We start from the raw sequence: 26,314 nt of genomic DNA, 5'->3' as shown, positions 1-26,314 counted from the left end.
GTTCGGTGACGGTTTAGCGAAATATCTTCCCATAATAACGTTGCCCCGAGGCAACGAGCTAACCCTACATAAAGGATCTGTACCCATGGAATCTGCACGTCCAATTCGTCGCGCTCTGCTGAGTGTGTCCGATAAAACCGGCATGGTCGACTTCGCCCGGGCCCTGACCGAGCGCGGCGTGGAACTGCTGTCTACCGGCGGCACCGCCCGGTTGATCGCCGACGCCGGCCTGCCTGTGACTGAAGTGTCCGACTACACCGGCTTCCCGGAGATGATGGATGGCCGCGTCAAAACCCTGCATCCCAAAGTTCACGGCGGCATCCTTGGCCGACGCGAACAGGACGATGCGGTGATGGACAGCCACGGTATTAACCCCATCGACATGGTGGTGGTCAACCTCTATCCCTTTGCAGACACCGTCGCCAAAGCCGGATGCACCCTGGCCGATGCGGTCGAAAACATCGACATTGGTGGCCCAACCATGGTTCGCTCCGCCGCCAAGAATCACAAAGACGTCACCATTGTGGTGAACGCCCATGACTACGATCGGGTCATCGCCGAGATGGACGCCAACCACAACGGTCTGAGTCTCGCCACCCGCTTCGATCTGGCCATCGCCGCCTTTGAACACACCGCCGCCTACGATGGCATGATCGCCAACTACTTTGGCACCATGGTGCCCAGCTATGGCGACAACACCGAGGGCGATGCCGACTCCAAGTTCCCCCGTACCTTCAATATGCAGTTCGAAAAGAAACAGGACATGCGCTATGGCGAAAACAGCCATCAGGACGCCGCCTTCTATGTCGAAAAACAGTTGCAGGAAGCCTCGGTGGCCAGTGCCGTGCAGCTTCAGGGCAAGGCGTTGTCCTACAACAACATCGCCGACACCGATGCCGCATTGGAGTGTGTGAAAGAGTTTGACCAGCCCGCCTGCGTCATCGTCAAGCACGCCAACCCCTGTGGCGTCGCCCTGGGTGAAAGCCCGCTTCAGGCTTACGAGCGTGCCTTCAAGACCGACCCCACCTCGGCCTTTGGTGGCATCATCGCCTTTAACCGCGAACTGGATGGCGAAACCGCTCAGGCCATTGTCGACCGTCAATTTGTCGAGGTCATCATCGCCCCGTCCATCAGCGAAGACGCCAAGGCCATCGTGGCTGCCAAGCAGAACGTCCGCCTGCTGGCGTGCGGCCAGTGGCAGGCCCGCACCACCGAGTTCGACATTAAACGCGTCAACGGCGGCATCCTGGTGCAGGATCGCGACCAGGGCATGGTCAGCGAAACCGACCTGTCGGTGGTCTCCGATGCCAAGCCCAGCGCCGAGCAACTGAAAGACGCCCTGTTCTGCTGGAAGGTGGCCAAGTTTGTTAAGTCCAATGCCATTGTTTACGCCAAAGGCGGCATGACCATCGGCGTCGGCGCCGGCCAGATGAGCCGGGTCTACTCCGCCAAGATCGCCGGCATCAAGGCCGCCGACGAAGGGCTGGAAGTGCCCGGGTCAGTGATGGCCTCCGACGCCTTCTTCCCGTTCCGTGACGGCATCGATGCCGCCGCCGAAGCCGGCATCAAGTGTGTGATTCAACCCGGTGGTTCGATGCGGGACCAGGAAGTCATCGATGCGGCCAATGAGCATGGCATGGTGATGATCTTCACCGGCCAGCGCCACTTCAAACACTAAAGGATTGCACCATGAAAGTACTCGTAATTGGTGGTGGTGGCCGCGAACACGCCCTGGCCTGGAAGGCCGCCCAGTCTGCCGAAGTCGACACCGTCTATGTGGCACCGGGCAACGCCGGTACCGCCCTGGAACCGAAGCTGGAAAACGTCGCCGTCAGCGGCAATGAAGCCTTGGTGGCCTTTGCCCGTGATCACGATGTGGCCCTGACCATTGTTGGCCCGGAAGCCCCGCTGGTGGAAGGCGTCGTCGATGCCTTTAACGCCGCCGGTCTGGCCATCTTCGGCCCCACCGCGGCCGCGGCCCAACTGGAGGGGTCCAAGGCGTTTACCAAGGACTTCCTGGCCCGCCACCAGATTCCCACCGGCAGCTACCAGAACTTCACCGAAGTGGAACCGGCACTGGCTTACCTGCGCCAGCACGGAGCTCCCATCGTGGTCAAAGCCGACGGCCTGGCCGCCGGTAAAGGGGTGATCGTCGCCATGACCCTGGAGGAAGCCGAAGCCGCAGTAAAAGACATGCTGGCAGGCAACGCCTTCGGTGACGCCGGCCACCGGGTGGTGATCGAGGAGTTCCTCGAGGGCGAAGAAGCCTCATTCATCGTGATGGTAGACGGCAATCACGTCTTGCCCATGGCCACCAGCCAGGATCACAAGCGGGTCGGTGATGGTGATACCGGCCCCAACACCGGCGGCATGGGGGCGTACTCTCCGGCCCCCGTGGTTACGGCCGAGATTCATGACCGCATCATGAATGAGGTGATCCTGCCAACGGTGGAAGGAATGAAAGCCGAAGGGCACCCCTATCAGGGGTTCCTGTACGCCGGGCTGATGATCGCTGCCGACGGCACTCCCAAGGTCATTGAATACAACTGCCGCTTTGGCGACCCGGAAACTCAACCGATCATGATGCGCATGCAATCGGATCTGGTGCAGTTGTGCCTGGCCGGCAGCAAGGGCGAGTTAGAAGGCTTGCGCGCCGACTACGATCCCCGTGCTGCGGTAGGCATTGTGCTGGCCGCCGGCGGTTACCCGGGCGACTATCGTAAAGGCGACGTCATTGGCGGACTGCCACAGCAGGAAGCCGAAGGCCAGAAGGTGTTCCATGCCGGAACCGCCAGCGTCGACGGCCAGGTAGTGACCAACGGCGGCCGGGTGCTGTGTGCCACCGCCCTGGGCGCCACGGTAACCGACGCCCAGCAGCGGGCCTACGAATTGGCCCGCCAGGTTCACTGGGACGGCGCCTTTAGCCGCAGCGACATCGCCTATCGCGCCATCGCCCGGGAACAGCAATAACCCGTTCGAACACAGAAAAGGCCGCTAATGCGGCCTTTTTCAGGCGTGGTGCTTCTTGCGGGCGCGCTTTTTACGACTGCGATTGGAAACCGGGGTAATGTCCCGGTGCTTTCGCTTTCGGGGAACCACGAAAAACGCCACCGCACCGGTAGCCACCACCAACAACAACACCACGGTCAACGCCGACTCCATGCCTGCCCTCCTTCACGCCATCTTATCTGCCTGAACCCAGCATGCCGCGCCACACGCGCCACTGCCATTAACTGGGTCACATTTCCATCGGCCTCGGCGCAAACTAAGATAAATCTTTTGTGAATTAATTCGTTATGCGCCCGAGCTCAATCAGCCAGCGCTCAAAATCCGGATCCATTTGCTGACCCCATTCCGCCACCAGTTGCTGATAACCCAAATAATCTCCACGGCGGGTCAGGGTCAGCATCTGTTCCACCCGAGGGCGCTGCTGTTCCATCATATACCGCACCGCCAGGTAGCCCCAGCGGTAGACCCTGTCGCTGCCGCCATTGACGTTATAACTGGTGTTAAACAACTCGCTGAGGCTGTAGCCTCCCTCACCTGCCAGCGCCAGTGCCTTGGGGTTGTTCTGCCCCTTGGCAATGTATTCGGCCACGCCTTCACTCCACCACACCAGATGCGGCAGCGGCGGCGTCGGCTGCGGGCAATACTCCGGGGCACTGTGGTCATCGTGCAGGTTCATGCAGAAATCCCCGTACAAGTTGAAACGCCCATCCAGATAGTGGACGTATTCATGGTTGAGGTTCCAGATCACCCCCTGTTTCTGGTAGGCCACAAACTCTGCCTGATTGCCTGGCTGAGACGGCGCGCCCTCAAGGTACATGCCGCCATTATCACTGGGGACATCGAAGTGCTTCGTTACATGGGCCACATAGCTGTCGCGATCGCGGTAGACGTTGGCCCGCATGGCCAGGTTGTGATCATCGGCAACCGGTGAACCTTCGGTGCCAAATAACTGATGAAAGCGCGCCTCCTGTACCAGGAGTCGCTCACAAGCCTGATGCTGCTGCTCGCGAGTCAGGGCCTGCGAACGCAGCAGCAGCGTCGCACTGCAGCGATGTTGCTGACTCAATACCTGATCGACCGTCGCTGACGTCGGCCCCGGTTCAGCCCAGACCAATGTCGATGTCAGCATCAGTCCTACCGCCCAACGCCCTGATTTTCCCCACATAGTTGACTCACCCACTTTGCATACAATATTCAACACCCTACTCCGACCGTCACCACGACGCAAGACAAAACCAACAAAATCGAACGTTTTGGCCGCATTTTTGCAATTTTCATTCTCTTTGATGCAATTAAAATGACAGCCAACACTCAAATTACGGAGACAGTGTGATGTTACGCAATACACAAGACCGCTACGGCTGGATCACCATCGCCCTGCACTGGCTGTCGGCTCTGGCGGTGTTCGGCCTGTTTGGCCTGGGGCTGTACATGGTGGAACTGACCTATTACCACCCCTGGTACCGGGAAGCGCCGCTGATCCATAAGAGCCTGGGCATGCTGTTACTGCTGGCGACCCTGTTCCGACTGTGGTGGCGCTTCAGCAATCCATCGCCTAACGCCCCCGCCGGTCAGGGCCGGGCCACCCAGGTTGCCGCCAAACTGGGTCACGGCGCCATCTACCTGCTGCTGCTGACGCTGATGGTATCCGGCTATCTGATCTCCACCGCCGATGGCCGTGCCATCGACATCTTCAATTGGTTCAGCATTCCGGCGCTGATCCATGGCCTGCCACAGCAGGAAGAGCTCGCCGGCACCGTGCACGCCTACGCCGCCTGGAGCCTGATCGTCCTGGCCGCCGGACACGGACTGGCGGCCGTAAAACACCAATTCCTCGACCGGGACAACACCCTGGGTCGAATGATTTCACCGCAAACTAAAGAGAGAGCAACACTATGAAACTGATCAACGCCGCCCTACTGGGCGCCACTCTGACCCTAAGCAACCTGGCCCTGGCCGACGACTATGCCATCGACACCAAGGGCGCTCATGCCTCGGTCAACTTTAAAATCAATCACCTGGGCTACAGTTGGGTCATCGGTCGCTTCGACACCTTCAACGGCAGCTTCAGCTACGACGGCACCCAACCCAGTGCCTTTCGGGTCAGCATCGACACCAAGAGCGTGAACTCCAACCACGCCGAACGGGACAAGCACATTCGAGGAGAAGATTTCCTGGAGGTCAGCACCTATCCGAAAGCGACCTTCAACAGCACCTCTTACAAGGCTAAGGACGATATGTCCGGCACCCTGTATGGCGACTTCACTCTACGCGGTGTCACCAAGCCCATCGCCATCGACGTCACCAAGATTGGCGAAGGCAAGGACCCCTGGGGCGGTGAACGCGTCGGTTTCGCCGGCAGCACCACCCTGACCATGAAGGAGTTTGGCATTCCCATGGATCTGGGCCCTCAATCTGCCGAGGTGCAGATCGATCTCCATGTCGAGGGCATCAAGCTGTAACCAGCCAGCCCCGCCAACTTCATCATCCTGTCCAGGCCGGTGCCATCCGGCCTGGGTGGCGACCTCAACCGCGCACATCCCCCACCAGTTTGATATAATCAGTGCCATTCTGGCGCAGATCTTCCTCCCCGCGACGCCACCACTGGCTGAACGCGGCCCGTCGCTGGCAGGTCATACCGACGCTGCGCGCCTTTGGCATTATTCGGACAGTTACATCACCATGGTTAAAATTGGTCAGTACAATCGGCTCAAAGTCGTTCGCCTCAGCGATTACGGCGTCTTTCTTGACGGCGATAGCTTTGGCAACATCCTGCTTCCCAACAAGTTCGTGCCCGAAGGCGCGGCTGTCGGCACCGAGATCGAGGTGTTCATCTATTTCGATTCCAACGATCAGCTGATCGCCACCACTCAGAAGGCCAAAGCCTGCCTGGGCGAGTTTGCCCTGTTGCAGGTGGTGGACATCAACAACGCCGGCGCCTTTATGGACTGGGGGCTGGATAAAGACCTGCTGGTGCCTTATAACCAGCAAAAAGTGCCAATGGAAAAGGGCCGCCACTACGTGGTGTACGTCTATCAGGATCGCCACACCGAACGTCTGGCCGCCTCCAGCAAACTGGATCGCTTTGTGTCTGAGCGCCCCGGCCGCTTCCGCAAGATGCAGGAGGTCGACCTGATGCTGACCAACAACACCGATCTGGGCTTTAAGGCCATCGTCAACGACAGCTACTGGGGCATCCTGTACCACAATGAGTTGTTTAAAGACGCCCGGGTGGGTCAACGGATGAAAGGCTACGTTAAGTGGGTACGCGAGGACGGCGGCATCGATCTGACTCTGAATCCACCGGTCAACGAAGCGCTGGACCAACTGAGCCAGCAGGTGCTGGATCACCTGCAGCGCAACAACGGTTTCAGCCCGCTAGGGGATAAGGCGGATCCTGAGGCGATCAAGCGGCTGTATAAAGTCAGCAAGAAGATGTACAAACGCACCATCGGCGGCCTGTTTAAATCCGGCAGAATCAGCATTGATAACGATGGTATCCGCCTGAAGGAGAAACAGTAATGGCCCTGACCATCAACTACACCTTCAAGGGAGTGAATAAGAGCATCGGCTACGCCAATGACCAGTACCACGACGCCTTTGAAGCCGTGGCCGCCGCCGAGGGAATCGACACCAGTGATTACCTCAACATGGAGCAGGCGGTGAAGATGTCCACCCGCGACAAAAAAACCGTCCGCAACTTCCGCGACACCTACATTCGTCAGAAAGGGTTCACCGACATCAAGGTGATTCGGGACTGAGACTTACGCCGACCAAAAAAAAGGGCCAGAGGGCCCTTTTTTCATGCTGCGGTCGATTACAGCGTCAGCTTGGCGCGGTGGGCCCAGACCACGGTCTCACCCCACAGCGGCAGGCTCCAAACGCCGCTCTGATCGTCTTCATACAGCTGGTGCAGGGTCATCTGCTTCTTCGACAGCACCGCCCGCTGAATCTCACGGTAGATCACCGCCCCCTCTTCAGATAACTGCTCGGGTCGACGGAAGTTCTGGTTGTCGACGTCGATCAGAAACCGCTTCACCGCTTTGCCGTCAACGGTGCGTTGCTGTACCCGGAACGGACCAGAGAACTCGTAACGCATGCTGATCTCTTTGTTGACCGCATCGGTAAAACAGGCCGCCACCAGCAGTTGGCCGTGATTATCAGACTGATACAACACCGAAAAGCGCAGATCCCCACGGACCACGTTATCGCTGTCGCCGTAGTAATAAACATCGGCCCGGTAGACGTCTTCCAACATGCCCTCTGTCGGGCCATCGAATCGATCCAGCAGAATCTTGTTGTAGGTCACCTGCTCCATGCGCAACTTGGTTTCCTGCAGCCACTTCAGATCCAGCGGCGGCTGCTGATCATGGCGACGCACCAGGTTCAGCGGTTGCCGATCCCGGCACTGGCCGTCGTAATCGGCGCACAGGGCGATGGAGTCAAAATCGGCGCTCTGTTTCAGGTAGCTCTGCTGTGGACGCACCTCCGGCAGCATCTCATCGGCACGCTGCCAGTTGGCGATAAACTGCTGCGGCGACACCTGCTCCACCGCAGTTTCATCTTCAAACACCACCCGATGCACCTGGTTAGGGTGGGAACCAACCCGCATCCGATCCGCTTCGATCTCCGCCACACCGGGCTGATTCATCAGCAATACCCAGTCGGTGATCTGGGTCAATGTGCCACTCAAGTGCAAAAAGGCCACCAGAATCAGCACCGCAGGCAGGGTCAGCCATCGCCAGCGTGGACGGGCTCGCCCCGGCTGGGCCTGATTCAACTGCGGTCGCCGAGGCTCCGGAGACGGAGCCACCTCAGCAGGTGCCGCCTGTGTGCAGCACAAGCTATAGCCATAGCGGGGAATGGTTTTTAGTTCAACCTCCGGGTGCCCGGCCAACTTGCGCCTCAGAGTACTGACACACTGCGTCAGTGACGACTGGGCCACCACCCGTCCGGGCCAGCCGGCATCGGTCAGGGTCTGTTTGTCGACCACACCGCCGTGCTCCTGCAGCAACAGCGTCAGGATAGCCAACTCGGCAAAGGACAAGGGATGCGTCTGATTCAGCTTATGATCAATAAGCTCGCGACGCTCTTCGTCGATAGTCAGATGCTTGGATAACTTCAATTCAATCCTCTCTAACCCCGTGTTCACCACCGGGATACCGTACGGTAACCGCCGCACAGCCCAATCATACGGGCTCTGTTTCAGATTTAGCATGATGCAGTTCTGAATTTCGAAACTCTTTCGGCGGAGCAAAAAAGGCCCGGGTGATGAAGCCCGGGCCAGTATCGCAGTACAGGGAAAACTGGGCGACCGGCAACGGCCGCCCAAAGGCCTTAGTTCAGGCCATGGACCGTCTTCAGGTTACCCAGGTCGTGACACACGGCGCAGGATTCCTCGCCGGTGTACTCACCTTCGGTGACGCCGAATTGGGCTCCGTTTTGCTTCATGTGGGCCACCACGTCTTTGCGTACCTGACGGCGATCTTCACCGGCTTCAGGGGCACGCTTACCGTGACAACTCAGGCACACGGCCGCAGTCGGAGACACGTAGGCATCGGCTTTGGCATCGACGGCGTAACGCTTGTTGCCGCTGGTGTCTTTGCCATCGGCCGGATCCAGGCCGTCGTAGGTGTCCATGTAGTCCAGATCCAGTGCCAGAGGCTTACGGCCGACCAGGTACTTGGTATCGAAGCTGTCACCCTCGTGACACTTAACGCAGTTGGCCAGATCGGCGGAGTACTCGACGTTACGAACCCAGCCTTCGCCGCCCTGGTTGGCGCGGTTGTTGGCGTGCATGGCGTGAATCCAGACCTTATGATCCGGGTGGCTCATGGTCAGCTGCTCAACGTAGTCCGCATCGCCTTGCTTAGTGTGGGAATCACGGATCACCTGAGTCGGCGGGTTGTTGGCGTTGTGGCAGGCCAGACACTCTTCGCCGGCGTTAGACGCCGTGGTCCAGTCACGCTCGCCCCGAGGCATCAGGTTTTTCAGCATTACCTGTTCGTCCAGGCTGCCATCACCGTCTTTGTCCAGCGAACCGGAGGCACAAGTGGTGCCGAAGAACTCGGAATCGGTCTTGGTTACCGGGTGGCAGCTGCGGCAGTTCAGGGTCATCTGTACCATGCCGTCGCTTTCGCGAGTGGTGGTACCGTGGCAAGAACCACACTTCTCATTGGTCACCACCTGGCGGCGAGGACGCTCGTTAAGCATGCCCTGGTCGTCAAAGAAGTGCAGCCAGTTGTAGCCCGCCGCACCTTGACCCCAGACACTGGCCGTTTCAGAACAAGACTGGATGGTGGTGCCGGTCTCATCCATGCAGAACCAGATCCGCGGCGTCACCATGCCGTAGCTGGCGCTCAAGTCACCATCGAAGGCATCGGTCATCTCGAACGGACCAATCTCAAAGGTGGTTTCACCGTTTTCGTAGTTGAGTACGATAGGCTTATCCACGTAACCCGGGTACAGCTCCTTATTGGTAAACACCCGCAGAATCTTACCGCGCTCCATGGCCATATCATGGCCACCCCAGTTGATGTAAAACTCGGAGTAGTAGAAGAAATCGGCCTTATCCAGCTGCAGGTTCATGCTCTGGCCGTCTTTGTCACGAATGTCGACGGTCAGTTGCACATAGCCAGTGTTGGCGGTATCCAGGCCGGCATCGATGTTTTCCTGTGCCTGTGGCGCCGCCACCATCTTGGCATCCGTCACCGTCAGGTGGACGTTCTCACGACGAGAGGTCTGGCCCTTGTAGGTGGACAGGTGATTCATCTCGATCATCGACTCGGAGTGGCACACGGCACAGGCACTGTTGTCCTCTCGCGGCCCGCCGACGTGATTGGCGCCGGTTTCAAAATCCACATCGGCGTGACAGGTCGAGCAAGATTCTGCGGTTGGGACCTGTTTCCAGTTGGCAAAGTCGGTCGCACCATCGGTGGCCATGTGGCAGTTGTCACACCCGCCCACTGGCGCGGCGATCACCCCAACGTGAACCTTGTGGGCCAGGTTGGTAAACAACGCATCGTCGCCCACTTTGTTATCGGCGTGGCAGGCAACGCAGGTTTCCACCTCGGTGTACTTGCCACCGTGCATGGCGATGTCATCGTGACAACCGGCGCAGTTCTCTACCGTGGCGACATTCTTGGTGTAGGCCACGGCATTGCCATCGAGACGGAAGTCATGAACGTCATTGATGTACGGCACATCGGACACGCCCACCTGTTCACCGCCAACCCGAACCACCAGGCGCAGCGTCTTGTCATCGGCCAGAGTAAACGCCTCTTCAGTGGTTACATCTTTGTCAAACAGATAGCTGTAGCTGCCATCTTTGTTGTCTTCCAAAGTGCCACACTTGGAGTACTTGCTGGCGGGGCATCCCTCGGAAGACAGCAGTTTCCAGGCATCGGCATCGCCGTTTTTGCCCTGCTCCAGTCCACTGAGGATAAAGCCAAATTTATCCAGACCAACCACCGGCAGATCTTCTTCATTACGAACGGTAAAGGTCAGCTTAGACTCGTCGGCCACCAGGATCTGATCCACGGTCACTGCCAGGCTCTTGGCACTGTCAGCAATGATCAGTCCGGGTTTGCCGTCTTCACCGGGAGTACCGGGGGCACCGTCACTGCCGTCGTCACCACTACAGCCCGTCAAGGCCAGGGTGAGCATGGTCGCTAGGGTTGCGACCTTAAATTTTGGAGAGTTCATCATCATATCCCTTTCAATCATCATCATTGATTGGACCCTTTATTGGGTAGGGACACGATACTGGCCGGGCTAACCACAGACCGTGACAACCTCGGTTGCAAACACGGCGAAAAAACGAACCGTGATCCATGCAGCAAAAGCGACCAAGACGGTAACCAATTGGATGCGAAAATGCACACACTTTGAAGCCAAACCGTTACCCAAGCGTTAATCGGGTGCGTTTTTGGGTGATTTGGGGCACGTTTTGGGATCCCAAAACTGCGATTACCGGCTATTACTTAGCAACTGAGCTGATTTATCCCCAAAGCGATACTGACAATGCAAAGATTGCTAAAGTCACAGCATTTCAAACCGATAACCTGTACAGTAGCTGAAGTTGCCCAAATTTGGTCAGAGTAAAGGAGTGTCGTTCGTGCAGGTTGGTTCTCAAGCATCGCTTCAGGCGTATCAGTCCCTGACGCCGAAAACGGCACGGCCACAACCCCAGGCCGCGGAATCCACAGCCACGCAGGTTAACGCCTCCCCGGCCGCCGCGACCACCCCAGCCCCGGCGGCAGCCGACAAAGGCAGCAATGTGGACGAGGTGACCAGCTTCACCTACGGTGCACTGGGCATGGATCACCCGGACGTCATCGAAGAGATTGACGATCCCACCTACACCGCCGGTCAATACGCCAAGGCGGCGTTGTCCATTGGTGGCCTGCTGCTGGCCCTGGCCTGATGCTGTGGCCGCGGAATCCGCGGCTGCTCCCCAAGCTGACAGAACCATGGCAACGAGCGCCATTGCCGCTCAGGCTCTGAAACATCCTCCCGCCAGCTCCCCGACACCATCGCCTCATCAGGGCGGAGACTCCCGCAACCGGCAAAGGTCGGAATCGGCCTCCCGAGTAATCCCGCCGCACCTCGAATAAACCCCTCCCGGACAGGCTAGGCCATTGGCGAGCTGGACGGCGGGCACCTATGCTTAGGCTACATTGCCAATGGAAACTGCCTATGCGCACACTACTGCTCGCCATCACCCTGCTGCTCAGCAGCATGGCCGCGGCCTACGACAGCACCTCGCCACAGGTGAAACTGCTGTACGGCATTCACGGCCCTGACGGCAATCTGCTGCACGCACAGCAGATTCAGGTAACTCTGGTCAAACCCTACTACCTGAAACTGGATCGCGGCAGCGCCGGTCATCTGGAGTTGGTGATCAGCGTCGATGAACTGGCGACCCGGCTCAGCCTCAGTGCCCCGGAACTGGGGGAGTGTGAATTTACCCTGGAACGGGAATACGATGCCGGTACCTGCCACACCCACAACGGCAGCAGCGTCACCCTGATGATCGACCGCTACAACCGCTAACCGATCTGCCGATACAACAACGGTCGCCCCTCGGCGACCGTTGTCCGTTTGAGTCTAGCGACCCTGACGCGAGGGTTTCGGGCGGCCGCCCCCACGGTTGGCCGGCTTACTGCCGGTGCGGTTGCCCTGAGGACGCCCCGTTGGCTTGCTCTGGCCGGGACGCCCCTCCCCTGCGCTCTTGGCTCCCTGACCGCCGCCTTTGGCGGCCCGTCGCGGCTTATCAAATTGCTTGAGGCCAGTGTGCCTGGACAACGCCGGCTTGCCTTTTCCCTGCTGACCGCGCTGGCCGTCACGGCCCTCTGCCGGCACCAGACAATTAGGCCCATTGCCAATCAACTTCGCCAGCCCATTGGCCCGCAGCCCTTCCCGAATCAGCGGCCAGTTGGCAGGATCGTGATAGCGCAGAATCGCCTTGTGCAGACGACGTTGGCGACCGCCTTTGGCCACCGGTACCTTGTCACCCTTGTAGCTGACCTTGCGCATGGAGTCGTGCTCGGTATGCCAGATGGCGGTGGCGTTCGCCAGCGGTGACGGGTAGAAGTTCTGCACCTGATCCAACTTGAAGTTGTTGGCCTTCAGCCACAGCGCCAGGTTGACCATATCCTTATCGGTGGTCCCAGGGTGGGCGGAGATAAAGTAGGGGATCAGGTACTGTTTCTTACCCGCCTCGGCGGAGTACTGTTCAAACAACTGCTTGAAGCGGTAGTAGCTGCCCATGCCCGGTTTAAGCATCTTCGACAACGGCCCCTCTTCGGTATGCTCCGGCGCAATCTTCAGGTAGCCACCCACATGATGGGTCACCAGCTCCTTGACGTAACGGGGATCCTCCACCGCCAGGTCATACCGCACCCCGGAGGCGATCAGGATCTTTTTAATCCCTTTTACCTTGCGGGCCTTACGATACAACTCGATGGTGGGTGTGTGGTCGGTGTCCATGTGGCCGCAAATGTCCGGGTAGATGCAGGACAAACGGCGACAGGTGGACTCCGCCTTGGGGCTTTTGCACCTCAGGCCATACATGTTGGCGGTGGGACCACCGAGATCGGAGATCACCCCGGTAAAACCGGGCACCTTCTGCTTGATCTCCTCAATCTCATTGACGATGGACTCGTGAGAGCGGCTCTGAATGATTCGGCCCTCATGCTCGGTAATGGAGCAGAACGAACAGCCGCCATAACAGCCGCGCATGATGTTGATGGAGGTCTTGATCATGTCGTACGCCGGAATCTTGCGACCGGCGTACTTAGGGTGAGGCACCCGCTGATAGGGCAAACCAAACACCCAGTCCATCTCATCGGTCTCCAGCGGAATGGCCGGCGGATTGAGCCAGATAAAACGATCGCCATGGCGCTGCATCAATGCCCGGGCACAACCGGGGTTGGTTTCCTGGTGAAACACCCGCGAACTGTGGGCGTACAGCACCTTGTCGGCCCGCACCTGGTCGAATGCCGGCAACAGGATGTACTGCTTGTCCCAGGGCTTGGGCTTGGCCGGTTGCACCACCACCGCCTGGGCCTGCTGCTGCGACGGCGCCACCGCAGCACTGCCGCTGCCGAGCTCACAGCCCATGTCATCGGCGCCATAGGGGTTGGGAATGGGGTCAATCTTTCCCGGGGTGTCCAGAGTGGTGGAGTCCAGCCCGGTCCAGCCTGGCAGCGGCTCCTTGGTCAGGAAGCCGGTACCACGAATGTTGCGCATCTGCTGAATCGACTCCCCCGCCGCCAGCCGATGGGCCACTTCGATGATGGGGCGCTCGGCGTTGCCGTAGATCAGCAGGTCGGCTTTAGCATCAAACAGGATGGCGCGGCGCACCTTATCCTGCCAGTAGTCGTAATGGGCAATGCGGCGCAGGCTGGCCTCGATGCTGCCGATGGTCACCGGCACCTCTTTATAGGCCTCTTTGCAACGCTGGGTGTAGACCACCACCGCCCGATCCGGGCGCTTACCATGGACGTTATCCGGGGTATAGGCGTCGTCATGACGCAGGCGGCGATCGGCGGTGTAGTGGTTGATCATCGAGTCCATGTTGCCGGCCCCGACGGCAAAGAACAGATTCGGCTTACCCAGCTTCATGAAGTCGTCTTTGCTGTGCCAATCCGGCTGATCGATGATGCCGACCCGAAACCCCTGGGCTTCCAGCATCCGACCGACAATTCCCATGCCGAAGGAGGGGTGATCCACATAGGCATCGCCGGTGATCACGATGATGTCGCAGCTGTCCCAACCCAGGGCCTCCATCTCCTCACGGGAGGTCGGCATAAAGGGCGCCGGCCCGTAAGACTCTGCCCAGTATTTGGGGTAGTCGAACAGTTTGGTTTTGGGTTTTGGGATCATGCTGCCACCTTAATGCGTACCGGGCGCGGATTGTAGCAGAGGATGAGGGAACTGGCGACGGTTAACTTTTAACCACTCACAATATGGGGATTCCTCTCAGCATTGCTCCCATGCGCAGGTGTATGGATACTGGGCGGCTAAGGTCACTCAAGGAAGTAACAGGTGAACCAGGCCATTAGCCAAGAGATGTCAAACTCCGAATTTAAGTTGCCGCTGTACTATGTCTTTGGCGTATGGGTTTTCTGCACGATACTGATTGCTATTCTAAGCGCCGCCACCGTTCATTTTACTGGCATCACCCTAGCGACTTACGTCGCCAACATCGCGGCACAGCTAATTTGGATTACAGTGCTTCTGTCCGTCTTTCGACGCTACTACTCCAACTGGCTTGCTGCAGCAGCTTTGATAACTCCCAAAGTCAGCCTTAAGTTCTGCGGCTCACTGCTAGGTTATGTGGTTCTTCTTAGAGCAAGCCTGCTCCTGCTACCCATAGCAACGGAAGATCTCCAATGGATGGAGCAACATACAATCAATGTCCATGTATTGTTGGTGTTTCTGGGCCTCGTTATCCTCGCCCCTCTGGCTGAGGAGTTATTTTACCGTCAATTCCTCTGGCAAGCCTTGCAGCAGCAATGGCAACGCCCCTGGCTGAGCATATCGCTCACCTCCGCGACCTGGGCCTTGGTACATAGCCAATACACCATTGTGGGAATGTTCCACCTCTTTCTGTTTGGGCTGATTCTAGGCTGGAGTCGGCATAAAACCGGCTCACTTTGGGTGCCTATCGGGCTTCACTCACTTAACAACGGTTTGGCCTTTGCCGCACTTGCCATAGAGGTGGGGAGCTAGATTAATGCCGCTGTCGAATCGCCCGGTCGGCAATGCGGTCGATCAGCCCCGGGGCCAGCAGCCGTAGCCAGCGCCCCAGCTTGCCCCGCAGCGAGGTGATCAGCAGGCGATCGCGGTTGCCAATGGCGGTCAGGCACAACTGGGCGCACTGCTCGGCGGTCATGATTTTCGACTCCTGCATCGGCGACTGCCCCAGAGGCTGGCCGTCGGCGCCGATGGCCCGCTTGTGAATCTGTGACACCACAAAGTCGGGACAGATCACGGTCACGTCCACCCCTTGATCCTTCAGCTCAATGCGCAGTGAATCGAAAAAACCCACCATGGCGTGCTTGGAAGCGGCGTAGCCACTGCGACAAGGAACCCCGGTCAGGCCGGCCAGGGAGGCCACCGCCACCACACTGCCTCGGCTTTGTTTCAGGGCTGGCAAGGCGGCGTGTGTCAGGTAGACCGCCCCCAGGTAATTCACCCGCATCAGCCGTTCAAACACCTCCAGGTCGTCGCTGTCATCGAAGCGACTCCACATGGTGATACCGGCGTTATTGACCAGGATGTCGAGGCGGCCAAAGTGCGCCAGGGTCTGCGCCACCAGTTGCTGGCACTGCTGCGGCTGCGCCACGTCACAGGGACACACCTCGGCCTCGCCGGGCAGTTGCTCGGCCAGCGCCTGCAGCCGCTGCTGGTTGCGGGCCGCCAGCATCAACCTGGCCCCGGCGGCAGACAACTGCATCGCCAGCGCCCGGCCGATCCCTTCGGAGGCACCGGTGACAATCACCACCTTGTCTTTTACCGCGTGCATCACACTCTCCTTGTGGTTAAGGCCCCGGCTTCCTGCCGGACTCAGGCCTGAATCGCCTCCTCTGGGGGAGGCAGATCCGGTTGGTAGGTTTCCAGGTCTTTTGGACGACCGATGCCATAGCCCTGAGCGTAGTTAACGCCGATGGCATTGAGCTGATCCAGGGTATCCTGGTCCTCGACGAACTCGGCCACGGTCTCGATGCCGATGACCCGGCACACATCATGAATCGATTTGACGATGGCGTAGTCCTTGGCGTTGGTGGCCAGGTTACGCACGAAACAGCCGTCGATCTTAACGTAATCCACCGGCAACTGGCGCAGGTAGCCGTAGGAGGCAAAGCCGGAACCGAAGTCATCCAAAGCAAACGCGAAGCCACGGCGACGCAGGGCATGCAGAATGTCCAGCGCCCGACTCTCGTTGGAGATGGCGGCGGTTTCGGTCACCTCAAAACAGATGCAATGGGTCGGAATATTGAGGCTTTTCACCAGCTCGTCGATGTAATCCACCAGACCATCGCTGGAGAGGCTGGTGCCGGACAGGTTCACCGACATCACCTGGGTATCCCACAGTTCGGGGTGACGGGCCAGCCACTCAAAGGCTTTTCGCACCACCGCCCGATCCACGGTCGGCATCAGGTTAAAGCGCTCGGCCGCGGCGATGAACTGCGCCGGCGCCAGAATGCTGCCGTTCTCCTCCCGAATCCGCAGCAGAATCTCCATCCGCCGCTTGTGGGTCTTATGGGAGATCGCCTCGATGGGCTGGAAGAACAGCACCAGGTTGTCGTTGAGAATCGCCTCGTTGATCTTCATTGCCCAGGCTGGGGCATTACGCTGATGTGCCAGATCCTGATCCAGGGAATCGAAGAAGTGAATCTGGCTGTCACCCTTGCTCTTCGCCGCCTGGCAGGCCAGCTCGGCGTCCTTGAACACCTCCCGGGGGCTGCTGTCTTCGCCACGGTGGAACGCCACACCGATATGCAGGCCGACGGTGTAGCTGCCAGAATCCCAGTACAGGGTAATGCCGCGCACCTTGTCCATCAGGATCTTCAGCTGACGGGCCGCTTCCAGTGCCGTGGTGTTGGTCAGGATCAGGGCGAACTCATCGCCGCCGATGCGAGCCAGGAAGTCGCTCTTGCGCAGGCAACGCTGCATGGCATCGGACACGTCCTTGAGCATGCGATCGCCGGCTTCGTGGCCACAGCTGTCGTTGATCAGTTTAAAGCGGGCCAGATCCATGTAGCAGATCGCGTGCTGACCGTCGTCACTTTCAAGCTGTGCCAGGTGCTGATCGAAGCTCTGGCGGTTAAACAGGCCGGTGACCACGTCATACTGGGCCTTGCGCTTCAGCTCTCGTTTCAGCAGCTCCGAGCGAGTGATGTCTTTGAGGGTCACCACCGCCCCGAGGCAACTGCCGCTGCGGTCATCGACGCGAGTGATGCTGAAATCCACCATCTTGGCCAACTGCGCCTTGGCCAGCTGCACCCGCCCCTCTTCGTGAACCTGGCTGCCATTGAGCAGGGCCACCAGCATGGCGTCGAGTTGAGCCCCGGAGTTACCGGGCATGATGTCCGCCAACTGCTTGTGCCGGACCTGGTCCGTCTTCAGGCCCAGCAGCAGCTCCGCCACCGGGCTGAGTTGAGTCACCCGCCCATGACGGTCCACCATGATGGCGGCATCGGACACCGCATTGAGGGCGGTGTGATAAAACAGGTGGCTGTTGGCAATCTCCATGGTCAAGCTGTTGATCAGCCGGCTCAGCCCCTTGGTGGCACCGGAGCCTTTCATCACCACCGGCCGGTGCCAATCCTTATTGGCCTGATGCTGCTTGAGCAGGGTCGACAACTCCTGGGCCGGTGCGATCAGCTGCCGCCACAGGTGGAACACCATCACCGCCAACATCAGCACAATGGCGAGGACAAACATCGTCATCAACGACAGCAACAGCTGGTTCTTCTGCATCGCCTGCCAGTGATGGAAGGTCGCCGACAACCGTAACGGCTCTCCGGAAAACGTGGCGATGGGAATGCTGATGGTGCGTCCCAACTGCGACTCCGGCATAACACTGATGCTGCCAATCAGCTCACTGGCATTGCCGAGCGCCTTGAGCTTGGCCGGGGTCAATTCCTGTACCAGGGCCATACCGCGCCACAATTTATTTTGTACTGGAATCACACTGACGCTATAAAATTGATGGGCAACCGGCATCACCCCACTGCGTTCAAACTGGAAACTGCCGACGGTGAATATCGACTGAAAGCGTTCCAGTGTGCTCTGCTCAATGCCATTGGGTCGGCTATTCTCAGGTAACAGCAACCTGAGTTCACCGTGATGGTTCATCACCAGCAGCACTCGTCCCAGCTGACGTTGCTGTGACAGCAGTTGGTTTTGCAAGGGTTGCTGAGCCAGGGCCACGTCGTTGATGTTCTGAATCTGATCCCGCAGATCCGATTCCAACTCGTTGACGACATTGGCGAGGGTGCGACTGTGCAGATCCGTCGTCATCGACGACAATCCGCTTTCCAGTTGCCAGTAGAGCGAGCTGCCGATAAAGATGAGGATCGGCAAGGCGATGGCACCGAGTTGTAGTATGAAGCGCTTGGTAATGCTCATTGACGCAGTGGTGCATTGCCCGCTGTGAATCTCGAATGCCACCCAAGTTACCGAAATTCGGTTTCCTTTTAAATGGGAAATGCAAATTCAATATGTTTTCTGATACTCCACACACTGTTCCGATACGGTTGAGCGATGACCCTCTGGTCAATGAGATTCGAGACTGTCGCCTGTGTCAGGCGCAACTGCCACTGGGTCCACGGCCGGTGGTGCAGTTCTCCGGCAGCGCCCGGCTGCTGATCATCGGCCAGGCGCCGGGCCTGAAAGTGCATCACAGCGGCATTCCCTGGGACGATCCCAGCGGCCAGCGGTTGCGGCAATGGCTGAATCTGACTCCGGAGCAGTTCTACCATCCTGGCGATGTGGCCATCGTCCCCATGGGATTTTGCTACCCCGGCCGGGGCAAAAGCGGTGACAACCCACCGGATCCGCGCTGCGCGCCGCAATGGCACCGCCAAGTGCTGCAGCGACTGCCACAAGTTCGGCTGACTCTGCTGGTGGGGCAATACGCTCAGCGCCATTACCTCGAACAGTTCCGCTCGCTGACCGACAACGTGCGCCAATGGCGTGATCATCTGGATCAGGGACGTCTGCCGCTGCCTCACCCTTCGCCGCGCAACAACCTGTGGCTGAGACGCAATCCCTGGTTTGAGCAGGAGGTGGTACCGGAGTTACAACATCGGGTCAGAGCCGCATTGGCTCAGCACGACTGACGTTTGAAGGGAAGAGAGAACGGGGCGGCGAACGCCGCCCCGACGATCGGGCTTACTTGCAGTAAGACGCCGCAATCTGCGCACCCAGGCGGGCGTTGTTCAGCACCAGCTGGATGTTGGAATCGAGGCTGTTGCCACCGGTCAGTTCGCACACTCGCGCCAACAGGAACGGGGTGGACGCCTTACCGGCGATGCCCTGCTCTTCCGCTTCTTTCAGCGCAGTTTCAATGGCTTCGGTGATCAGCTCCGGCGCCATGGCGTACTGCTCAGGAATCGGATTGGTCACCACCACGCCACCATTGAGGCCCAAGGCCCACTTGGCTTTCAGCGCCGATGCGATCTGCTCCGGCGTATCCAGGCGGTAATCGATGCTGTGCTCGCTTTCGCGGGTGTAGAACGCCGGCAGGCTGTCGGTCTGGTAGCCCACAACCGGAACCCCCTGAGTTTCCAGGTATTCACGGGTCAGGCCCAGGTCCAGAATTGACTTGGCACCGGCACAGACCACGGCCACATCGGTGTGCGCCAACTCCTGCAGGTCGGCGGAGATGTCGAATGTCTCCTGCGCACCGCGGTGTACGCCGCCGATACCACCGGTAGCAAACACCTTGATGCCCGCCATGGCAGCCAGAATCATGGTCGCCGCCACGGTGGTGGCACCGTCTTTTTTCGCCGCAACAACGAATGGAATGTCACGACGGCTGACCTTGGCAACGGCCTGGCCGGCTTGACCCAGATGACGGATCTGAGCTTCATCCAGACCCACCTTGAGGCGGCCTTCGATGATGGCGATGGTGGCCGGAACCGCGCCCTGATCACGGATCGCCTGCTCCACTTCCAGCGCGGTATCCACGTTGCGGGGATAAGGCATGCCGTGAGAAATAATGGTCGATTCCAGAGCGACGACAGCTTGGTTATTGGCCAGGGCCGCAGCCACTTCAGGTTGAATATCCAGATATTGCTCTAACATCATTTTGCTTCCTCTAGCAGGCGGGTGACCGACTGCTCTGACATGGTTGAGTTGATGGTTTTTTCGGCAGCCAGCGCCAGGCGGGCGGCTCCGAGGGCAAAGTCGACACTGCGGTCCCATTGCCATTGATTCAGGTGTCCGTGGGCCAGTCCCGCCATCAGGGCATCACCGGCGCCGGTGACGTTGTTGACCTGGGTGGCCGATGCCGGGATCAGGCGACTGCCGTTCTCACAGCTGGAGTAAGCGCCCTCGCTGCCGAGGCTGATCAGCAACCGGGTGACCCCTTGCTCGTGCAGCGCCCGAGCCACGTTCGGCAGATCTTCCAGCCGCTTCAGCGGTTGGCCGGACAACAGCTCCGCTTCCAGGCGGTTGGGCTTAAGGGTGTGAATTTTTGACAGGTAGGGCGCCAGCCGAGAAGCTTTCACCGTCGACACCGGATCCACCAGTATCGGCTTATCACCATGGCAGTGAAACAGGTAATCCAGGGCGCTGGCGCCGAGATTGGCATCCACCACCAGGGCCGAGGCGCGATTCAGTACCCCTTCCCGTTTGGCCAGTTGATCGGCATTGAGGCTCTCGATCAGCGACATGTCGTTCAGTGCCAGCTGCATCTCACCATCCGGGTCATGAATGGACAGATAGCTGCAGGTGGTAGCACCGCCAACGGTAAGGCTGTGATCCACGCCCACGCCGGCTTCCCGGCACGCCTGCTTGAGCTGTTCGCCCCAACTGTCATCGCCGAGGGCACCGATAAACTGAACCCGGCTGCCGAGGCGCCCCAGGTTATCGGCGATGTTGCGACCCACACCGCCGGCGCTGCAGGTCAGCTGACCCGGGTTGGAGTCACCGCTCACCAGCGGGTTGTCTGCCCGGCCGCAGAGATCCATATTGGCGCCGCCAATCACCACCGCGTAGCGCTCCGGGGCCAGGATGTAACCCTTCCCCTGAATTTCGCCCTTACGGGTCAGGTTCATGATGTGTCCGGCAACCGCGCTGCGGCTGATGCCAAGGCGATCCGCCAGATCCTGCTGTGGAATCATGGGGTCCTGACGAAGAATGGCCAGAATCTGTTGTTCCCGATCGGTCATAAACTTTTGTCCGCTATACAAACATCTGTTTGCATCATTGATCATCTCAACCGATAAATAAAGTCCTTTTTGGCTTTTTGCAACAGCCTGTGAAACAGGCACAAAAAAGCCCAGCACGATGGCTGGGCTTCGACTGTCTTGGCAAACGCTTACTTATGGTAAGGTTCGGACAGCTCGTGCACGGCGCGAATGAAGGCACCGGCGTTTTCTGGATCCACGTGCTGGTGAATACCGTGGCCCAGGTTGAAGACGTGGCCGTTGTGAGGACCAAACTCTTCCAGGATACGGCTGACTTCGCCACGAATCTTATCCGCTGGCGCATACAACCAGGACGGATCCATGTTGCCCTGCAGGGCCACCTGGTTGCCAACCCGCTCACGGGCTGACTTCATGTCTACGGTCCAGTCACAACCCACAGCATCACAGCCGGTGGCCGCGATGTCTTCCAGCCACTGACCACCGCCCTTGGTGAACAACACAACCGGCACCTTACGACCATCGTGTTCACGGATCAGGCCGTCGACAATCTTGTGCATGTAGTGCAGGGAGAACTCGCGGTAGGCCGGGCCAGACAGGGCACCGCCCCAGGTATCGAAGATCTGTACCGCCTGGGCACCGGCTTTGATCTGGGCGTTCAGGTACAGGATGACCGAGTCGGCCAGCTTGTCCAGCAACATATGCAGTGTGGCCGGCTCAGCAAAGGCCATCTTCTTGATCTTGGCGAAGTCTTTAGAGCTACCGCCTTCAACCATGTAAGTGGCCAGAGTCCACGGGCTGCCGGAGAAACCGATCAGCGGTACTTCGCCTTTCAGTTCACGACGGATGGTGCGAACCGCGTCCATCACGTACTTCAATTCCCCTTCAGGATCCGGTACCGGCAGCTTTTCGATAACTGCTTTGCTGTCGCACAGGGTCTGGAAGCGAGGCCCTTCACCCTGTTCGAAGTACAGACCCAGACCCATGGCATCGGGAACGGTCAGGATATCGGAGAACAGGATGGCGGCATCCAGAGGGTAACGGCGCAGTGGTTGCAGAGTCACTTCACAGGCCAGTTCGGCGTTGCGGCACAGGGACATGAAGTCACCGGCTTCGGCACGGGTGGCGCGGTACTCTGGCAGATAACGGCCTGCCTGGCGCATCATCCATACTGGGGTTTTATCAACGGGCTGGCGCAGAAGCGCACGCAGATAACGATCGTTTTTCAACTCGGACATTTCGCTCATCCCTAACACGCAAGCGTTATAAAAGTGCCGGTATTGTAGCATCATGAGCACGGATTATGGGCCTGTCCGCGTGAGCGATTTCTCAAAATTAATGGCAAAAAATTTGAACTGTGACTCAAATTCAATGGGAACTTATTCGTAACAAGGTATTGCGTCGGCAATCTGGCTTTGGTATAAAATTAGCGCGCTAGCAAATAACGCAGAAGCTCGTGATAAGCGAGCCCTGAAAGACCATATCTTGGACCCCATAGCTTTGCTGTGGGGTTTTTTATGTCCTCAATCCCACCAATATCCGCTTTTTGTTCTTCCTCTAAAGTGATGAATCTGTCTCATTCCGCAAAAAAACATTGATAAACATGCGTTCAATTACTTAAATTTGAATCAACGGGATTGAAGAACAAGAGGGATAGGCCATGCTCACCAGACTGCAACGCGCTGAAGACGAATGGGGCGGCAAGAACAAGCTCATCGATCAATGGCTCCATAATCGCCGTACGCTGCTGATCCACTACTTCAAACTGGCAAACCTGCCCCCTTATGACAACAAAGACAGTTCCCTGCCTGAACCAGAAGGGGTACACAGCTTCTGCAACATGCTGGTGGACTACGTGTCCGAGGGCCATTTCGAAGTCTACGATCGGGTGGTATCCGAGTGTGAAAAACACAGCGATGACCGTCGTCAGGCCGCCAGTTGCCTGGTACCGCAGATCGCCAGAAGTACCGACGTAGCCCTGGATTTCAACGATAAATTCGGTTCCAAGCTGACGTCTGAGGATGAGCGCATGCTGGAGCTGGATGAGGAGCTGTCCCGGCTCGGCCAGGCGATGGAAGAGCGCTTTGCCTATGAAGACCAGCTGCTGGATACGCTGCACAAGAAGGTCACTGCCGAGCTGCAGACCAACCCCTGAGGCCGGCACCATGGTCCTTCAGCCCTGATCAAAAAAGCCCTGCTGTTGCAGGGCTTTTTGTTTAAGGGGGCCCATTGCCCCCGCTCAGTCAGACCGCAGCCTGAATGATCACCTCACCGGCTGGCTTGGTGTACTGCTCCATCTTGTGGAAGTTCAGGTAACGGTAGGTATCGGCCGCCTGAGCGTCGATCTCTTTGGCATACTCAAGATACTCCGCCACGGTCGGCAGCTTACCCAGAATGGACGCCACCGCCGCCAGCTCCGCCGACGCCAGGAACACATTGGCACCGGTGCCCAGACGGTTGGGGAAGTTACGGGTGGAAGTGGACACCACCGAGGCACCTTCCGCGACCCGGGCCTGGTTACCCATGCACAGGGAACAGCCGGGCAGTTCGGTGCGGGCGCCGACACGGCCATAGATGCCGTAGTAACCCTCATCCACCAGCTGCTGCTGATCCATCTTGGTCGGCGGCGCCACCCACAGGCGGGTCGGCAGGCTGCCTTTGAACTTGTCCAGCAACTTACCGGCGGCGCGGAAATGACCGATGTTGGTCATGCAGGAACCGATGAACACCTCATCGATGGTTTCACCCTGCACCTCGGACAACAGACGGGCGTCATCCGGATCGTTCGGCGCACACAGGATCGGCTCGTTGATCTCCGCCAGATCGATCTCGATCACTTCGGCGTATTCGGCGTCGGCGTCCGCCTGCATCAGCTCAGGGTTCGCCAGCCACTTCTCCATCGCCTGGATGCGGCGCTCAATGGTCCGGCGGTCACCGTAACCTTCAGCAATCATCCACTTCAGCATCACGATGTTGGAGTTCAGGTACTCGGCAATGGAGTCTTCAGACAACTTGATGGTACAACCGGCGGCAGAGCGCTCGGCGGACGCATCGGACAGCTCAAACGCCTGCTCGACGGTGAGGTCATTCAGGCCCTCAATCTCCAGCACCCGGCCGGAGAAGATGTTCTTCTTGCCCTGCTTCTCTACGGTCAGCAGGCCTTGCTGAATGGCGTAATAAGGGATGGCGTGCACCAGATCGCGCAGGGTAATGCCTGGCTTCATCTCGCCCTTGAAGCGCACCAACACCGACTCCGGCATGTCCAGAGGCATCACACCGGTCGCGGCTGCGAAGGCCACCAGTCCGGAACCGGCCGGGAAGGAGATCCCCAGCGGGAAGCGGGTGTGGGAGTCGCCACCAGTACCAACCGTGTCCGGCAGCAGCATTCGGTTCAGCCAGGAGTGAATCACACCGTCACCGGGACGCAGGGACACGCCGCCACGGTTCATGATGAAGTCCGGCAGGGTCGCGTGGGTGGTCACATCCACCGGCTTGGGGTAGGCGGCAGTATGACAGAACGACTGCATGGTCAGATCGGCAGAGAAGCCGAGGCAGGCCAAGTCTTTCAGCTCATCCCGGGTCATGGGACCGGTGGTATCCTGAGATCCCACGGTGGTCATCTTCGGCTCACAGTACTGGCCGGGACGCACACCGGTAACGCCACAGGCCTTACCCACCATCTTCTGCGCCAGGGTGTAACCTTTGCCACTTTCGGCCACGTCGGCGGGACGGCGGAATACGTCGCTGCTGCCCAGGCTCAAGGCCTCACGAGCACGATCGGTCAGGCCGCGACCGATGATCAGCGGAATACGGCCGCCAGCGCGGACTTCGTCCAGCAGCACGTCGGTCTTGAGTTCAAACCGGCACAACTCTGCACCGGTGTCGGCGTTCTTGGCCACTCCTTCATAGGGGTAGATCTCAACCACATCGCCCATGTTCATCTGGCTGACGTCCAGCTCCACCGGCAGCGCACCGGCGTCTTCCATGGTATTGAAGAAGATCGGCGCAATCTTACCGCCGAGGCAGAAGCCTCCGGCACGCTTGTTGGGCACGTTGGGGATGTCATCGCCCATGAACCACAACACCGAGTTGGTGGCGGACTTTCGAGAGGAGCCGGTGCCCACGACGTCACCGACGTACGCCACCGGATGGCCTTTCGCCTTCAGTGACTCGATGGTGGTGATCGGCCCCACTTCACCGGGTTTGTCCGGAGTGATGCCGTCACGGGCATTTTTCAGCATCGCCAGGGCGTGCAGTGGAATGTCCGGACGAGACCAGGCATCCGGTGCCGGCGACAGGTCATCGGTATTGGTTTCGCCGCTGACCTTAAACACGGTCAGGGTGATCTTCTCCGCCAGCGCAGGCTTGGACAGGAACCACTCGGCGTCGGCCCAGGACTGCACCACCTGACGGGCGGCGTCGTTACCAGCGTTCATCTTCTCCACCACATCGTGGAAGGAGTCAAACATCAGCAGGGTGTGGGACAACGCCTTCACCGCCAGCGGCGCCAACTCGGCGTCATCCAGGGCGGCAATCAGTGGCTCGATGTTGTAACCGCCCTGCATGGTGCCCAGCAGTTCGGTGGCGCGCTCACGGCTGATGAGCGGGCTGCTGACTTCACCGGTCAGAACGGCGGTCAGGAAGCTGGCTTTTACGTAGGCCGCTTCATCCACCCCAGGTGGAATGCGGTTCTCCAGCAGATCAATCAGGAACGCCTCCTCGCCCTGAGGGGGGTTCTTAAACAGTTCCACCAGGGCTGCGGTCTGTTCCGCATCCAGTGGCTTAGGGGCGATACCTTGGTTTGCGCGTTCGGCAACGTGTTCACGGTAGGCTTCTAGCACGGCAAAAATCCTCTTTTACTGGCAGGCTTACGACGAAGCTGCTCGTCCTGTTATAGATTCCGGGTATGACTCCGATAG

The 26,314-nt window shown here is 58.8% G+C and carries 22 protein-coding genes; 11 read left to right on the top strand and 11 right to left on the bottom strand.

What is annotated here, in order from left to right; genetic code table 11:
- Positions 1 to 85: 85 nt before the first annotated feature.
- Positions 86 to 1,678: a bifunctional phosphoribosylaminoimidazolecarboxamide formyltransferase/IMP cyclohydrolase gene (gene purH / locus H598_RS0102270; RefSeq protein ID WP_028111561.1), complete on the top strand. Its 1,593-nt coding sequence runs from the start codon at positions 86 to 88 to the stop codon at positions 1,676 to 1,678.
- An 11-nt stretch (positions 1,679 to 1,689) separates the two neighbouring features.
- Complete coding sequence (gene purD / locus H598_RS0102265) at positions 1,690 to 2,970, top strand: phosphoribosylamine--glycine ligase (RefSeq protein WP_028111560.1); 1,281 nt, start codon at positions 1,690 to 1,692, stop codon at positions 2,968 to 2,970.
- A 39-nt stretch (positions 2,971 to 3,009) separates the two neighbouring features.
- Here purD and H598_RS26305 read toward each other — a convergent pair whose 3' ends face one another.
- Both H598_RS26305 and H598_RS0102255 read right to left on the bottom strand, forming a co-directional pair.
- The gene (locus H598_RS26305; protein WP_156896901.1) at positions 3,010 to 3,162 is read right to left on the bottom strand and encodes a hypothetical protein; all 153 of its coding nucleotides are present in this window, start codon (positions 3,160 to 3,162) and stop codon (positions 3,010 to 3,012) included.
- Between the two features lie 124 nt (positions 3,163 to 3,286).
- Positions 3,287 to 4,138, bottom strand: coding sequence for a collagenase (locus tag H598_RS0102255; protein ID WP_051252277.1), 852 nt, complete (start codon positions 4,136 to 4,138; stop codon positions 3,287 to 3,289).
- A gap of 203 nt (positions 4,139 to 4,341) precedes the next feature.
- On the opposite strand from H598_RS0102255, the gene H598_RS0102250 reads away from it, so the two are divergent.
- Genes H598_RS0102250 through H598_RS0102230 form a run of 4 tightly spaced genes read left to right on the top strand, consistent with a single transcriptional unit; the run spans position 4,342 to position 6,770 of the window.
- Complete coding sequence (locus tag H598_RS0102250) at positions 4,342 to 4,908, top strand: cytochrome b (protein WP_035414959.1); 567 nt, start codon at positions 4,342 to 4,344, stop codon at positions 4,906 to 4,908.
- A complete protein-coding gene (locus H598_RS0102245) occupies positions 4,905 to 5,471 on the top strand; it encodes a YceI family protein (RefSeq protein WP_028111557.1) in 567 nt (188 codons plus the stop codon). The genes H598_RS0102250 and H598_RS0102245 overlap by 4 nt, the downstream gene beginning before the upstream one ends.
- Positions 5,472 to 5,526: 55 nt before the next feature.
- Positions 5,527 to 6,531 carry a CvfB family protein gene (locus tag H598_RS0102235; RefSeq protein WP_245595540.1) on the top strand — a complete coding sequence of 335 codons (1,005 nt, stop codon included), beginning with the start codon at positions 5,527 to 5,529 and terminating at the stop codon, positions 6,529 to 6,531.
- Complete coding sequence (locus tag H598_RS0102230) at positions 6,531 to 6,770, top strand: DUF2960 family protein (protein ID WP_028111555.1); 240 nt, start codon at positions 6,531 to 6,533, stop codon at positions 6,768 to 6,770. Before H598_RS0102235 ends, H598_RS0102230 begins: the two co-directional genes overlap by 1 nt.
- Positions 6,771 to 6,826: 56 nt before the next feature.
- Here H598_RS0102230 and H598_RS0102225 read toward each other — a convergent pair whose 3' ends face one another.
- The gene (locus tag H598_RS0102225; protein WP_028111554.1) at positions 6,827 to 8,134 is read right to left on the bottom strand and encodes a winged helix-turn-helix domain-containing protein; all 1,308 of its coding nucleotides are present in this window, start codon (positions 8,132 to 8,134) and stop codon (positions 6,827 to 6,829) included.
- 212 nt (positions 8,135 to 8,346) lie between these two features.
- Positions 8,347 to 10,740, bottom strand: coding sequence for a multiheme c-type cytochrome (locus H598_RS0102220; RefSeq protein WP_156896900.1), 2,394 nt, complete (start codon positions 10,738 to 10,740; stop codon positions 8,347 to 8,349).
- A gap of 385 nt (positions 10,741 to 11,125) precedes the next feature.
- On the opposite strand from H598_RS0102220, the gene H598_RS0102215 reads away from it, so the two are divergent.
- Together H598_RS0102215 and H598_RS0102210 are read left to right on the top strand one after the other, a co-directional pair.
- Complete coding sequence (locus tag H598_RS0102215; protein WP_051252275.1) at positions 11,126 to 11,434, top strand: hypothetical protein; 309 nt, start codon at positions 11,126 to 11,128, stop codon at positions 11,432 to 11,434.
- 272 nt (positions 11,435 to 11,706) lie between these two features.
- Positions 11,707 to 12,063, top strand: coding sequence for a hypothetical protein (locus H598_RS0102210; protein WP_028111551.1), 357 nt, complete (start codon positions 11,707 to 11,709; stop codon positions 12,061 to 12,063).
- A 54-nt stretch (positions 12,064 to 12,117) separates the two neighbouring features.
- Here the strand turns inward: H598_RS0102210 and H598_RS23045 are convergent, their stop codons facing one another.
- On the bottom strand, positions 12,118 to 14,397 hold the full coding sequence (locus tag H598_RS23045; RefSeq protein WP_051252273.1) for a YgiQ family radical SAM protein: 2,280 nt from the start codon (positions 14,395 to 14,397) through the stop codon (positions 12,118 to 12,120).
- 162 nt (positions 14,398 to 14,559) lie between these two features.
- Here H598_RS23045 and H598_RS25365 point away from each other — a divergent pair, with 162 nt between their 5' ends.
- Positions 14,560 to 15,246: a CPBP family intramembrane glutamic endopeptidase gene (locus H598_RS25365; RefSeq protein ID WP_028111550.1), complete on the top strand. Its 687-nt coding sequence runs from the start codon at positions 14,560 to 14,562 to the stop codon at positions 15,244 to 15,246.
- A gap of 1 nt (position 15,247) precedes the next feature.
- Here the strand turns inward: H598_RS25365 and H598_RS0102195 are convergent, their stop codons facing one another.
- The gene (locus H598_RS0102195; RefSeq protein ID WP_028111549.1) at positions 15,248 to 16,042 is read right to left on the bottom strand and encodes an SDR family oxidoreductase; all 795 of its coding nucleotides are present in this window, start codon (positions 16,040 to 16,042) and stop codon (positions 15,248 to 15,250) included.
- Positions 16,043 to 16,083: 41 nt separating this feature from the next.
- Positions 16,084 to 18,651: a putative bifunctional diguanylate cyclase/phosphodiesterase gene (locus H598_RS23035; protein ID WP_051252271.1), complete on the bottom strand. Its 2,568-nt coding sequence runs from the start codon at positions 18,649 to 18,651 to the stop codon at positions 16,084 to 16,086.
- 128 nt (positions 18,652 to 18,779) lie between these two features.
- On the opposite strand from H598_RS23035, the gene H598_RS0102185 reads away from it, so the two are divergent.
- On the top strand, positions 18,780 to 19,364 hold the full coding sequence (locus H598_RS0102185) for a uracil-DNA glycosylase family protein (protein WP_035414956.1): 585 nt from the start codon (positions 18,780 to 18,782) through the stop codon (positions 19,362 to 19,364).
- Positions 19,365 to 19,416: 52 nt separating this feature from the next.
- Here the strand turns inward: H598_RS0102185 and H598_RS0102180 are convergent, their stop codons facing one another.
- From H598_RS0102180 to hemE, 3 genes are all read right to left on the bottom strand, one after another.
- Positions 19,417 to 20,331, bottom strand: coding sequence for a pseudouridine-5'-phosphate glycosidase (locus H598_RS0102180; RefSeq protein WP_028111547.1), 915 nt, complete (start codon positions 20,329 to 20,331; stop codon positions 19,417 to 19,419).
- Positions 20,331 to 21,419: a PfkB family carbohydrate kinase gene (locus H598_RS0102175; RefSeq protein ID WP_028111546.1), complete on the bottom strand. Its 1,089-nt coding sequence runs from the start codon at positions 21,417 to 21,419 to the stop codon at positions 20,331 to 20,333. The genes H598_RS0102180 and H598_RS0102175 overlap by 1 nt, the downstream gene beginning before the upstream one ends.
- A 149-nt stretch (positions 21,420 to 21,568) precedes the next feature.
- On the bottom strand, positions 21,569 to 22,633 hold the full coding sequence (gene hemE, locus H598_RS0102170; RefSeq protein WP_028111545.1) for a uroporphyrinogen decarboxylase: 1,065 nt from the start codon (positions 22,631 to 22,633) through the stop codon (positions 21,569 to 21,571).
- 422 nt (positions 22,634 to 23,055) lie between these two features.
- Here hemE and H598_RS0102165 point away from each other — a divergent pair, with 422 nt between their 5' ends.
- Positions 23,056 to 23,550, top strand: coding sequence for an Rsd/AlgQ family anti-sigma factor (locus tag H598_RS0102165; RefSeq protein WP_028111544.1), 495 nt, complete (start codon positions 23,056 to 23,058; stop codon positions 23,548 to 23,550).
- A gap of 88 nt (positions 23,551 to 23,638) precedes the next feature.
- On the opposite strand, the gene acnB is transcribed toward H598_RS0102165, so the two are convergent.
- Positions 23,639 to 26,236 (bottom strand): bifunctional aconitate hydratase 2/2-methylisocitrate dehydratase, encoded by a 2,598-nt coding sequence (acnB, locus tag H598_RS0102160; RefSeq protein WP_028111543.1) that lies wholly within the window; start codon positions 26,234 to 26,236, stop codon positions 23,639 to 23,641.
- Positions 26,237 to 26,314 lie beyond the last annotated feature (78 nt).

Origin of the sequence: Ferrimonas kyonanensis DSM 18153 (assembly GCF_000425405.1) — a bacterium.
Lineage (GTDB): Bacteria > Pseudomonadota > Gammaproteobacteria > Enterobacterales > Shewanellaceae > Ferrimonas > Ferrimonas kyonanensis.
This window is presented reverse-complemented; position numbering and strand designations above follow the sequence as displayed.